A 12,767-nucleotide genomic window follows, 5' to 3' on the forward strand; every position below is an offset into this window, starting at 1 on the left:
CATATGTTGACTGAACGGACGCTTTCGCGAGCAGGCTCGCTCCCACATTCGATCTACGGTGTGTCAGATGCCTTGGCTACGCAGCCACGCCAGCAACTGCGGCAGCGGCAACGCGCCACTCTGCCGTGCCAGCTCTTTGCCGTTCTTGAACAGAATCAAACTCGGAATCGAGCGAATCCCCAACTGCGCCGACAACTGCTGATTCGCCTCGCTATCCAGCTTGGCCAACCGGCACTTGCCCGCCAACTGCACCGCCGCCTGCTCGAACACCGGCGCAAACGACTTGCACGGCCCACACCACTCCGCCCAGACATCCACCAGCAACGGCAGATCACCCTTGATCTGACTGGCGTAATCGCCTTGCTTGAGTTCGAAGGGTTTGCTCAATAGCACCGGGGATTTGCAGCGACCGCATTTCGGTTGATCGGCGAGGCGCTCGGGCGGGATGCGGTTGAGGCCGTTGCAGGCGGGGCAGGGGATGAGGAGTGGGTTGGTCATGATGGGTTCTCTAATAGGCAGTCTATAGAGCTGATTTGGAGTCGATCTGCCAATTTATCAATGTCTCAACTGCTCACAGTTTTCTCAAAGCATTCCGGGATCGGTGGCTAGTCTGAAGGCCAATTCAGCGTTTTACGCTTGTCGTGAGGAGATCGCTTTGTCTTTATCTGCGTGCTACTTTTGTTGCACTAACCGAGAGTTCGATGATCTCTCTGCATCAAATCGGAGCGACATAATGTCCGTAACTTCCAAAATTCGCCGCCAAGGTGGCGCTGCCATCATTACAATTCCGCCGACGCTGTTGAAGCTATTGCATTTAGAGGTGGGGGCACAGCTTGAACTCAACGTCGTTGACGGTGAATTGATTGCCCGTCCCGCTGCGCCTCCTGCTCGTAAGCGTTATAGCTTGTCCGAGTTACTCGAAGGCGCAGAGGAATTGCAGAAACTGAACGTCCAGACTGCTGAAGCTCTTGATGGTGGCCCTGTTGGCCGGGAGCTGGGTTGATGGTGCGCAGACAGCCTCCACAGCGGGGTGACGTCTACTGGATTGATCCAAATCCCGTCGCAGGGCGGGAAATGAAGGACAGGCATCGCTTTGTGGTGATTACGCCCAGAGAAATCAACGCATTGGGTGTAAGCATGACGGTGCCTGTTACTAGTGGTGGGAATTTCAGCCGGAATTTGGGTTTGGCAGTGGCCATTACTGGCCACGAAACCAATGGAGTAGCGGTGTGTAATCAGGTTCGGAGTTTTGACATCGAACAACGGGTGCGAGACGGCACGGCCAAATTCATTGAGCGACTGGATGACGTGACAATGTCTGACATTGTCGACCGTGTGATCAGTGCAATCGATCCGCTAAGCTGAAACGCCTCACGAAGAACAACTAATCTCCAAATGCTTCCCCCACTCCGGTGGCCGCTCGGCATAACCTTCCATCCCCGGCTGTTCTTCAAACGGTTTGCTCAGCACCGCGTGCAGCCGGCGTACCTCTGAGTAATCCCCTTGCTCCGCCGCGTCGATAGCTTTTTGCGCCAAATAATTACGCAGGATGTACAGCGGGTTAACCGCGTGCATCTGCGCGCGGCGCTGTTCTTGATCAGGAACGCCATCGCGGGCAACCCGGGCGACGTAGCGTTCGCCCCAGGCGTCGAAGCCTTTGATGTCGACGAAGTCGTCGCGCAACTGAGCGACTGCCTGCTGAGGTGAGTCCTCGCCAAGTCGACGGAAGAACAGCGTGTAGTCGACGCCGCTGTTCTGCATCAGTTGCAGCAGATCTTCGAGCAGTTTCTGGTCGTCGTCTTCTGCGCTGGTGAAGCCGAAGCGGCGGCGCATCAGGTCGAGGTAGTGCGCCTGGAACAGTGGCAGGTACAAGCCGAGGGTTTCGCGCAGGGCTTCGACGCTGATGAATGGCGTCAGTGCCTGGGCCAATGCGCTGAGGTTCCACTGGCCGACCGGCACCTGATTGCTTAACGAGTAGCGGCCCTGATCATCCGAGTGGTTGCAGATGAAGTTAGCGTCGAAGTCGTCGAGGAAGGCGAATGGGCCGAAGTCGAAGGTGATGCCGAGGATCGACATGTTGTCGGTGTTCATTACCCCGTGGCAGAAGCCGTAGGCCTGCCATTTGGCGATCAGTTCGGCGTTGCGCTCGACGATCTCGCGGAACATCGCCAGATACGGTTCCGGCTGCTCAAGGCATTCCGGGAAATGCATGGCCAGCACGTGCTCGCCGAGTGCTTTCTGCTGTTCGGGGCGTTTGGTGTAATAGAAATATTCGAAGTGGCCGAAGCGGATATGGCTCGGCGCCAGACGCAGCACCATCGCCGCGCGTTCCTGTTTTTCGCGCCAGACCGGGGTGTCGGAGCCAATCACGCAGGCTGCGCGTGAGGATGGAATATTCAGCCCGAACAGCGCTTCGGAGGCGAGGAACTCGCGGATCGACGAGCGCAGCACCGCGCGACCATCGCCCATGCGCGAAAACGGCGTCTGACCAGCGCCCTTGAGGTGCAAGTCCCAATGCTCGCCCGCTGCGTTGTAGACCTCGCCCAGCAGCAGTCCGCGACCATCACCCAGTTGCGGCGTATAGCCGCCGAACTGATGCCCGGAATAGACCATCGCGCGCGGCTCGGCATCGGCCCACAGCTTGTGGCCGCCAAACAGTTCGGCAAATTCCTCGGTTTCAGCGGTGGCTGGGTCGAGATCCAGCAACGCCAGCGCCGCCGGGCTGGCAACCACCAGACGCGGATTGTCGATCGGCTCGGGCAGCACGTGGGCGGAAAACGCGTCACCGAGGCGGGCGAAGCGATTGTCGAAGGTCAGTTCGTCGAGGGCTTTCAAGGGCCTGCTCCAGCAGAATGTCCGAGCATTCTGCTGGGAATAGACCGGTTAGTCGAGTTTGGCCGGCGGCGGCTCTTGCAACGGTTTCTGATCGTCGGCGACCGGCACGATGGTTTTCGTCTCCGGTTCGATCGGCACCATCTTGTATTCCTGACCGTGCAGATTCTTCAGGTACACCTCCATCTGCCGGAACGAGATGTTGATGTGCTGCTTCTTGAACTCGCGGTTGATGAAGCGGTTGACCTCATCGAGCACCGGGTTGCGGTCGCCGAGGTCGCGCACGTGCATGCGCAACTCATGGTCGAGGGTGCTTTCGCCGAAGTTGAGGAAATACACGTGCGGCTCGGGTTCCTTGAGCACGCGCGGATTCTCGCGGGCAGCCTTGAGCAGCAGTTCCTTGACCAGATCCAGATCGGAGCCGTAATCGACGCCGAGTTTCAGCGTGACGCGGGTGATGGTGTCGGTCAGCGACCAGTTGATCAACTGCCCGGTAATGAACGTCTTGTTCGGAACAATGATGTCCTTGCGGTCGAAGTCGGTGATGGTCGTGGCGCGGATGCGGATCTTGCTCACCGTGCCCGACAGGTTGCCGATGGTGATGGTGTCACCGATCCGCACCGGGCGTTCGAAGAGGATCATGATGCCGGAGATGAAGTTCGCAAAGATCTCCTGCATACCGAAACCGAGACCGACCGACAGCGCCGCCACCAGCCATTGCAACTTGTCCCAACTGACGCCGAGGGTCGACAGCGTCGAGACGAAACCGACACCGGCGATCACGTACGACAGCAGCGTCGTGGTCGCGTACGCGCTGCCCTGCGCCAGATTGAGCTTGGACAGCACGAACACTTCGAGCAAGCCCGGCAAGTTGCGCGCGAGGGCGAAGGTAATGCCGATGATGATCAACGCGCCGAGCATGTCGCCGATGCTGATCGGCACCATGCTCATGTTGGCACCGGTGCCGCTGGTGTATTCGTAGAGGGTGATGTTGTCGAGGTACGAGAACACCGAAATCAGATCCGACCAGACCCAGTACAGCGCCGCAATAAAGCCGCCGAGCAGGGCCAGACGGATCAGGCGCAGCGACTGTTCGTTGACCTTTTCGATGTCCAGCGTCGGCTCTTCGATCACCGCTTCGCCGTCGCCAGCCTCTTTCGCCGCCTGCCGTTTGGCCAGTGCGCGCTGGTAGGCCAGACGCCGTGCAGCAACGCTCAGGCCGCGAACGAAAGTGGCTTCGATCACCAGCCAGAACATCAGCAAATACAGGGTGTTGATCAAGCGGTCGCTGAGTTTCAGCGCGGTGTAGTAGTAGCCGAAGCACACCGCGACGAACAGGGCGATCGGCAGCACCGTGAACATCACGCCGACGGCTTTGCGGAACAGCGAAGTGTTTTCGTGGGCCGGGCTGCTGATCAGCAGACGGCTGAGCAACCACGCCATCAAGGCGTAGCAGGTCAATACCACCGGCATGCCGAGCACGTCGTCGGCGAGTGCCGCCGGTTGCAGTTCGGCAACAGCGACAATCGTTACCAATGCCATGACCACCAGACCGAGCCGGCGGATCCAGCCGCGCAGGAATTCAACCTGCGGTTTCTCCCAGCGGAAGTGCAGCTCGGCCACGCCGGCCGGCGCGAGAATCCGGTACGCGGTGTAAAACACCAGCCACGCCTGCGCCATTTGCAGTAGCGCCGCGCCCATGTTGGCGTTCTGTCCGCGTGCGTCGATCTGCAAGGCCAGACCACACAGGGCCAGCGCCAGTGCCACCGGCATCGCCAACAGAATGTTGATCAGGATCGCTTGCGGCGTGTGCCACTGGCTGTCGCGCTTGAAGTGACCGATGTCCTGGTGAACCTTGTTCAGGCGCCCGTAGAGACTTTTGCGGCGCCACAACAAGGCGCCGATCAGCAGCGCCAACGGCAGGAACAGCAGTGGTCGCTGGGTCAGACCATCAGTCAATTCGCTGAGGCTTGAAGCCCACGGCAGCGTGTCGACCTGACGCTTGAGGCGCTCCGGCACGCTGCGCATCCACTCCAGATCCAGCGGCTTGTTGCTCGGAATCCAGAACATCTGCTCATCGAGGGTCGCGCGCAGGCTTTGCGCGGTGCTCAGCAGTTGTTTCTGATTGAGCTGCAGGGTGATCGATTCGTTGAGCACCGCGCTCAGTTCGCGGTTCAGCCGCTCCAGCAGGTCGGCGCGGGTGTTGGCCAGATCCAGCAGGCTTTTGCGCAGTTGCGGGGTGACTTGTTCCGGCGGCTGGGTGGCGAGCAGATTGTCGACGTAGGTGGTCGGACTGCTGAGCAGTTCGCGCTGCTGGCTGACTTCAAACTGATACAGACGAATGTCAGCGATCTGATCGGCCAGGTCGCGGTCGACCTTCAGGCGCGGCAGGGCTTGCTTCTGTTTATAGAGAATCTTCGACAGCAGCAGGCTGCCCTTGAGCACGTTGATCTGCTCGTCGAGGGCGGAATCGCTTTGGGTCAGGCTGTCGAGTTGTTGTTTGGTCTGCAGATTCTGCTGGGTGACTTCGTTGAGGCGGTCGGTGCTTTTCAGCAGGTAGTCGGAGAGCTTGAGGTTGGCCGTGCTTTCGCTGGCGAGCAGGCTGCTGCCGCCGGCCTTCTGCGCTTCGATCGATTGCTGGGTCACGGTTTCCTGCGACTGCGCCAGACGCTTCTGGTTGATCAGGGTTTGCAGCTCCTGAATCTCGCGGTCGAGGCGGTCGGATTTTTCCGAGAGCAAGTCATGTTGAGCGTTGCCGAGATCCTGCAACTGGCTGTTGCCGGCCAGCTCCTGACGGCGCAACGGGATCAGCGCGTTCAGCGCCGCCAGTTCAGCGTTGAGTTGATCACGCTGCTCGGCGCTGACGGATTTGCCCGCGTCCTTGCCGGACTTGAGGATGTTGTTGATCTGCTGAATGCGCGTCTGGCTGGCGGAGATTTCCGCCTGAGCGCGCTCCGGGCGCGTCTGCGCGGTGATGATCAGGCTGTTGGCGTCGGCCAGGGCTTTTTGCAGGTCACTTTGCTGAGTGGAGCGGTCGGTGAGGATCTGCTCCAGTTGCGTGATCGATTCGCGGGGGAAGCGCTGCGCCACCGGCACCACGGTCGTGGCTTTGAGGCGCGTCAGTTCGCGAGCGTTTTCGATGGTCTGCTTGGGTGCGGTCGCCAGTTGCTGCTTGAGGTCGATCAGTTTCTGCTCGTAATCACGCTGATTGTTCAGCTGATTGAGCGTGTTCTGCAGGACGGTTTGCAGGGTCTTTTTGTCGGCATCCGGCAGTTTGCTGTCGGCAAGTTTGTCCAGGCTGGCCTGGACGGCATCGCTGGACGGTGGTTCGGCGGCATACAGCGGGCCGACAGTAAGACTCAGGCCCAGCAGGGCCGCGGCGAAAAAGGAGCGCAGGGTAGGCATAGAGACCGGTCAAGCAAGTGATAGTGGACGCAGTTTAGAGGAAGAGTCCGGGGCCCGGGCGACTTCCTTCGGGGAATCTGACGCCCACTTTGCCGATCTTGTTCCCGTCCATGACCGCAACCGTCCAGTGGGTGTTGTTCCACTCGACCTGGTCGCCAACGATCGGTGCGCCGCCGACTTTCTGCGCGATGAAGGCGCCCAGGGTCATGTCCGGATCGATGCCCTCGGCCGGCAGGCCATACAGCGCTGCAACCGCTTTAAGCTGGGCGTCTCCTTCGAGCACGAAGTCACCGAAGAAACGCAGATCGAGGCCACGTTGTGGCGCCTGGCTGAACAGTTTTCCGAGGGCCGGCAAGTTGTGTTCATGGCCGATAACACACAGCAAATCATCGACTTCCAGCACCGTACTACCCGACGGATGGAGCAGTTGCTGGCCACGAAACAGGGCAGCGATGCGGGTGCCTTCGGGCATTTTCAGCTCACGCAGGGGTGAACCGATGCACCATTTCTCCGCGCCGAGCTTATAAACGAACAGCTCCCACTCGCTGGTGACATGGACTTCCAGCGCCGCCCGGGAAATTGGCGCAGGCTCTGGCGGTACCGTCACCTTCAGCAATTTGGCGACCCACGGCAGGCTTGTGCCCTGCACCAACAGCGACACCAGCACGATAAAGAAGGCGAGGTTGAAGTACAGCTGCGCATTCGGCAGCCCGGCCATCAGCGGGAACACCGCGAGAATGATCGGTACCGCGCCGCGCAGGCCGACCCAGGAAATAAAGGCTTTTTCGCGGCCATGGAAGGCTTTGAACGGCAGCAGACCGACCATCACCGACAGCGGTCGCGCGAACAGAATCATCCACAGCGCCAGACCCAGAGCGGGCAGTGCGATCGGCAGCAAATCGTGCGGCGTCACCAGCAGCCCCAGCACAAGGAACATGCCGATCTGCGCCAGCCACGCCATGCCGTCGAGCATGTGCAAAATTCCGTGACGGCTGCGCACCGGGCGGTTGCCGATCACCAGACCGCACAGATACACCGCAAGGAAACCGCTGCCGTGCAAGGCGTTGGTCAGGGCGAACACCACCAGACCACCGGCGATCACCAGAATCGGATAGAGACCGGCAGCCAGGTTGATGCGGTTGACCAGTTGCAGCATCAGCCAGCCACCACCAAGACCGATCACGCCACCGATGCCGAACTCGCGGATCAGGTGGGTCAGCAGGCTCCAGTGCAGGCCGGTCTGGCCGCTGGCGAGCATGTCGATCAGGGTCACGGTGAGAAACACCGCCATCGGGTCGTTGCTGCCGGATTCGATTTCCAGGCTGGCCGTAACCCGTTCGTTCAGGCCTTTGCCGCCGAGCAAGGAGAACACCGCTGCGGCGTCCGTCGAGCCGACGATGGCGCCGATGAGCAGGCCTTGGATCAGGTTCAGGTCGAACAGCCATGCGGCGGCCATGCCGGTCAGCCCGGTGGTGATCAACACCCCGACCGTCGCCAGCGATAACGCCGGCCACAACGCCACGCGGAAACTCGAGACCCGCGTGCGCAAGCCACCGTCGAGGAGGATCACCGCGAGTGCGAGGTTGCCGACCAGATAGGCCGTCGGGTAGTTGTCGAAAATGATCCCGCCGCCATCAACCCCGGCGGCCATGCCGACTGCGAGGATAATGACCAGAATCGGAATGCCGAGACGGGAGGAGAGTGAGCTGACGAGAATGCTTGCACCTACCAGCAACGCGCCGATCAAGAACAGGCTGTTGATGGTCGTCGCATTCAAAGGCAGTACTCCAGAAGCGTAAAGACGGGCACAAACTGACCATGCAGTCTGCGTGCCAGCGATTCTAACCTGTTGAAATGTGATGCTGTCAAAAAAACCCTCACCCTAGCCCTCTCCCAGAGGGAGAGGGGACTGACCGAGGTGTCTGTTCGAGGTACGCCGACTTGCAATATCGAGTCGAACTCAAAATCTGAAAGGCCCCCAATCTGCTCCCTTTCCCCCTCTCCCTCTGGGAGAGGGCTGGGGTGAGGGTGCTTTTGCTTTTGATCAGTGAGTCAGAGGCTAAACCGCCCAACCATGTTGTTCAGATCCAGCGCCAGCCGCGACAGCTCATTACTCGCCGCGCTCGTCTGATTCGCCCCGGTCGCTGATTGCACCGACAAATCCCGAATATTCACCAGGTTACGATCCACTTCCCGCGCCACCTGCGCCTGCTCTTCCGCCGCGCTGGCGATCACCAGATTGCGCTCGTTAATTTCAACAATGGCAGTGTTGATCGTATCCAGTGACATCCCAGCGCCGCGAGCAATGTTCAACGTCGACTCCGCGCGTTCGGTGCTGTTGCGCATCGAATCCACCGCGTGTTCGGTGCCGCTCTGAATGCTGCAGATCATCCGCTCGATTTCGCTCGTCGACTGCTGCGTGCGATGCGCCAAGGCGCGCACTTCATCCGCCACCACCGCAAAACCACGACCGGCTTCACCGGCGCGCGCCGCTTCAATCGCCGCGTTCAGCGCCAGCAGGTTGGTCTGATCCGCCAGACCACGAATCACATCCAGCACCTTGCCGATGTCTCGGGATTCATTGGCCAGATCACCGATCAACGATGCTGTGCTCTGCACATCGGCGCTCATGCGTTCGATGGCGCTGACGGTTTCCTGCACCAGATCACGACCATCGCCGGCCGAGGTCGTGGCGTTCTTCGAGGCTTCCGAGGTGCTCACCGCGTTGCGCGCAACTTCTTCCACGGCGCTGGTCATTTCGTTGACCGCGGTGGCCGCTTGTTCGATTTCGTTGTTCTGCTGCACCAGGCCGCGCGCGCTTTCGTCGGTGACGCTGTTGAGTTCTTCCGCTGCCGACGCCAGTTGCGTGGCCGACCCGGAAATCCGCTGCAAAGTGTCACGCAGCTTCGATTGCATCTTCGCCATCGCTGCCAGCAAACGCCCGGCTTCGTCGCTGCCATCGACCTGAATCGGCTGCGTCAGGTTGCCTTCAGCGATGGTTTCCGCCGCTTCCAGTGCCTTGGCGATTGGCTTGGTAATGCTGGCGGTCAGCAGCCAGGCGAACAACAACGTCAGCCCCGTCGCAATCACCAGCAGGGTGACAACCAGGTCGAACGCCGAAGAATATTGATCCGCCGCTTGCTGATTGGTATCGACGGTTTGCCGGGTATTGATCTCCAGCAAACGGTTGAGCACGGTGTTGACCGCTTCGGAGTTGGTCAGCAAGTCGGTGTTGAGCAGGTTGCGCAGTTCATCCACCTGATTGTTGCGCGACAGGGTTCTCATCCGGTCTTCGATCTGGCGGTACTGGCTCAGCAACTGCACGTATTGATCGTACGCCGCACGTTCGTCGGGGCTGCTGATAAACGGCTCGTAATCGCTCTGGGCCTTGCGGATCTGCTGGTTGCGCATGTCCAGCAAGTCCATGGTTTTCTGCTGCACGTCCGGTTCGCGGTTGACCAGCAAACGGTACGACAGCACCCGCAGGCGCAGGGTCAGTTGGGTGAATTCGTCGAGGCTCTTGATGCTCGGCACGCTGCTGTTGGTGATGTCTTCGGTGGCGCCGCGAATTTTGCTCATCTGATTGAGCGCGAATACGCCGAGGATCAACATCAATGCGCCAATCAGGGCGAAACCGGTGAACGCCCGTGGGGCGATGTTCATATTGCGAAGGGACATGGAGGGTACCGAGAAGGGCCGCATCCATGCGGGCTAAAACTGCTGAATGGATGACTTATCGGTCATGCGACTAAAGTCTTGAGGGGCTGCGCTTATTTGTCGCAGAGGGCGCTCGGCGACGAAGTGCAGGAACAAGATCGGCAAATCACAGTCTTTAAAGCTCGCGGGAACGCTCGCCCGCCAGGAAAATCAAGGCGTTGCGCCGGTTTAACCCTGGCATCCGTGGTGACTTTTCTTTATCGTACGCGCCCTTTGAAAATGCCTGGAAGATCAAAATGTTGGAAGCATCCCTCAGCCAATTGGAACAGCTCGTCAGCGACCTGGTGCAGCAGAACCAGACCCTCGCGCAAACCAATCAGAACCTGTCCACCGAACTGGCTCAGGCCAAGGATGAAAACGAAAGCCTGCAACTGAGCCTGATGGAACAGGAAGAAAAGCACGGCACCACCGCCGCCCGCATTCAGGCGCTGGTTGATCGCGTCAACGCCGGTCCCGTCAGCGCATGAACCACGGCACAGCAGGGGTAAAAGTCATCTCCATTCTCGGGGAGGACTATTCGATCAAGGCACCGGCCGGGGAAGAACAGACCCTGCTGGACGCAGCATTGATGCTTAAAGCCGCTTTGGCCGACACCAAACGCAAATACCCGACGCTGATCGGTGATCGCTTGCTGGTGCTGGCCGCGATGAATCTGTGCTCGCAGCAGATCGACATGAAGAAGCAGCATCAGGAAGAACTCGACCGTTACCAAGAGCAAGTCAGCGCCACGGTCGACACCATCGCCAAGACCATCAATCAGGGTTGACGGCGTTGCGCACAACCAAAGAATAGATTGTCGATCGGGTTGTATACAATCGGCACGGCTGTTGCATTGCTTCCGCCACTTATTCTTTGGGGGTGCTCCATGCAGTTGTGGCGACGCAGTATCCAATGGCAACTGATCCTCAGCATGGGCACCGCTCTGCTGGTCAGTATCCTGATCGTGGTTGGCATTTATACCCTGGTGGTCAACCGTCTCGCCCAGAGCTATCTGGTCGAACAAGCCTTGCCGTCGAGCATCGAAGCGACGCGCAACGACATCGAACGCATCCTCGTCCAGCCCCTCACCGCCGCCAAAGACATTGCCAGCAACACCATGGTGCGTGACTGGTTGGCGTCTGGCGAAGACAACAGCAAAACGGCGGGCTTCGCGCAGTATCTGGAAGGCATCCGCGCCGAACATAAGGCTTTTACGGCTTTGATCATTGGCACCGAATCCAATCATTACATCACCGAAAAAGGCCTGGATCGCACCCTCAGTCGAAGCAAGCCGGCCGATGCCTGGTTCTATTCCTTCCTCGACAGCAACCAGTCGCGCACCCTCAATATCGACAACGATGGCGCCACCGGAGAATTGGCGCTGTTCATCGATTTGAAGGTGGAACAGGCCGGCAAAGTGGTCGGTGTGGCCGGTCTCGGGCTGAGCATGAAAGAGCTGTCGGAGCTGATTCACAACTTCAGCTTCGGCGAGCGCGGCAAGGTCTATCTCGTGCGTTCCGACGGTTTGATTCAGGTGCATCCTGAAGCGCAGTTCAGTGGCAAACGCACGCTTACGGAGCAGATTGGTGCTGCGGCAGCGCAAGCGGTCATGGGTCAAAAAATTGCCACGAACAGTAGCTTCCAGCGCGATGGCGAAGACTATCTGGCCTTCAGCCTGCCGTTGCGTGATTTGGGCTGGACGCTGGTGGCCGAAGTGCCGCAATCGCAAATCTACGCCGAAGCGCGCAAAGCGATGTGGATGAGTGGCGGCATCGGTCTGGCTGTAGCGCTGGTGTGCCTGGCCTTGGTGGTGTGGCTGGCGCGCGGGCTGGTGCGACCGATTCGTCAGGTAACAGCGGCGCTGGTAGCAATCGGTAGCGGCGGGGGAGATTTGACCCATCGGTTAGATTCCAGCCGTGCTGATGAGCTGGGTGATCTGGCGCGCGGCTTCAACCGTTTCCTCGACAGTCAGCGCGGCATGATCGCGGAAGTGCTGACCACCAGCGAGCGTCTGCGCACGGCGGTGGGGCAGGTGGCGAAAGTGGTTGAGAACACTGCTGAGCGCTCCGGTCGTCAGCAGGAAATGACTGACATGGTTGCCACCGCGGTTCACGAAATGGGCCTGACGGTTCAGGAGATTGCGCAAAACGCCGGCAACGCGGCGCTCGCATCGCAGACTGCGCGGGATGAAGCGATGCAGGCGCGGGAAGATGTTGGCGGGTCGATCCGGCATATCGAAAGCATGTCGGACGAAATTGGCCTGGCGGCGGGCGCAGTGGGTGAACTGGCGCATCAAGTGGCATCGATTGACTCGGTGTTGGCGGTGATTCGCGGGGTGTCTGAGCAGACGAATTTGCTGGCGCTCAATGCGGCGATTGAAGCGGCGCGTGCCGGGGATATGGGGCGTGGGTTTGCCGTTGTTGCTGATGAAGTGCGCACGTTGGCGCGGCGGACTCAGGCCTCCACTGACGAGATTCAGCAAATGATCGGCAGCCTCAAGCAGGGCGCGGAGAACGCGGTGTCGTCAATGCGTACCGGGCAAGCGGCGACGGGGACCGGGGTTGAGTCGAGTCAGCGTACGGGCGCGTCTTTGACCGCGATTACCGGGCAGGTCGAGCGCATCAGCGACATGAACCATCAGGTGGCGACGGCGACCGAGGAGCAGTCGGCGGTGACGGAGGAGATCAACCGCAACGTGCAGGGGATTTCTGATCTGGCGCGGGCGACGGCGGGGGAGGTTCGCGCTTGTCGCGAGGATTGTCAGATGCTGCAGAAACTGGCGGATGATTTGGCGCGGCAGATGGGTGGGTTCAGGTTGAGTTGATTCATCGTCA

10 protein-coding genes and 1 pseudogene are annotated in these 12,767 nt (G+C 59.8%); 5 read left to right on the forward strand and 6 right to left on the reverse strand.

The window, feature by feature from the left end; genetic code table 11:
* Nucleotides 1-63: 63 nt before the first annotated feature.
* A complete protein-coding gene (gene trxC / locus GVL50_RS02750; protein WP_159811657.1) occupies nt 64-498 on the reverse strand; it encodes a thioredoxin TrxC in 435 nt (144 codons plus the stop codon).
* Between the two features lie 235 nt (nt 499-733).
* Between trxC and GVL50_RS02755 the strand changes: the two genes are divergently transcribed.
* The gene (locus GVL50_RS02755; RefSeq protein ID WP_159811658.1) at nt 734-1,003 is read left to right on the forward strand and encodes an AbrB/MazE/SpoVT family DNA-binding domain-containing protein; all 270 of its coding nucleotides are present in this window, start codon (nt 734-736) and stop codon (nt 1,001-1,003) included.
* Nucleotides 1,003-1,365, forward strand: coding sequence for a type II toxin-antitoxin system PemK/MazF family toxin (locus GVL50_RS02760; protein ID WP_159811659.1), 363 nt, complete (start codon nt 1,003-1,005; stop codon nt 1,363-1,365). The genes GVL50_RS02755 and GVL50_RS02760 overlap by 1 nt, the downstream gene beginning before the upstream one ends.
* 6 nt (nt 1,366-1,371) lie before the next feature.
* On the opposite strand, the gene selO is transcribed toward GVL50_RS02760, so the two are convergent.
* From selO to GVL50_RS29380, 5 genes and pseudogenes are all read right to left on the reverse strand, one after another.
* A complete protein-coding gene (gene selO, locus GVL50_RS02765; RefSeq protein WP_159811660.1) occupies nt 1,372-2,835 on the reverse strand; it encodes a protein adenylyltransferase SelO in 1,464 nt (487 codons plus the stop codon).
* Nucleotides 2,836-2,883: 48 nt separating this feature from the next.
* A complete protein-coding gene (gene mscK / locus GVL50_RS02770) occupies nt 2,884-6,237 on the reverse strand; it encodes a mechanosensitive channel MscK (RefSeq protein ID WP_159811661.1) in 3,354 nt (1,117 codons plus the stop codon).
* A 34-nt stretch (nt 6,238-6,271) separates the two neighbouring features.
* Nucleotides 6,272-8,014: a potassium/proton antiporter gene (locus GVL50_RS02775; protein ID WP_053116696.1), complete on the reverse strand. Its 1,743-nt coding sequence runs from the start codon at nt 8,012-8,014 to the stop codon at nt 6,272-6,274.
* 275 nt (nt 8,015-8,289) lie between these two features.
* Complete coding sequence (locus GVL50_RS29375; protein ID WP_371925898.1) at nt 8,290-9,162, reverse strand: methyl-accepting chemotaxis protein; 873 nt, start codon at nt 9,160-9,162, stop codon at nt 8,290-8,292.
* Nucleotides 9,163-9,192: 30 nt separating this feature from the next.
* Nucleotides 9,193-9,939, reverse strand: a pseudogene (locus tag GVL50_RS29380) (MCP four helix bundle domain-containing protein); the annotation flags it as partial.
* 251 nt (nt 9,940-10,190) lie between these two features.
* Between GVL50_RS29380 and GVL50_RS02785 the strand changes: the two are divergent.
* From GVL50_RS02785 to GVL50_RS02795, 3 genes are all read left to right on the forward strand, one after another.
* Nucleotides 10,191-10,421, forward strand: a complete 231-nt coding sequence (locus GVL50_RS02785; protein WP_159811663.1) for a hypothetical protein — start codon at nt 10,191-10,193, stop codon at nt 10,419-10,421.
* Nucleotides 10,418-10,720 carry a cell division protein ZapA gene (locus tag GVL50_RS02790; protein ID WP_053116699.1) on the forward strand — a complete coding sequence of 101 codons (303 nt, stop codon included), beginning with the start codon at nt 10,418-10,420 and terminating at the stop codon, nt 10,718-10,720. Before GVL50_RS02785 ends, GVL50_RS02790 begins: the two co-directional genes overlap by 4 nt.
* Nucleotides 10,721-10,819: 99 nt before the next feature.
* Nucleotides 10,820-12,757: a methyl-accepting chemotaxis protein gene (locus GVL50_RS02795; RefSeq protein ID WP_159811664.1), complete on the forward strand. Its 1,938-nt coding sequence runs from the start codon at nt 10,820-10,822 to the stop codon at nt 12,755-12,757.
* Nucleotides 12,758-12,767: the final 10 nt, after the last annotated feature.

It is taken from the genome of Pseudomonas sp. 18058 (assembly GCF_902706155.1).
GTDB classification, from domain to species: domain Bacteria; phylum Pseudomonadota; class Gammaproteobacteria; order Pseudomonadales; family Pseudomonadaceae; genus Aquipseudomonas; species Aquipseudomonas rustica.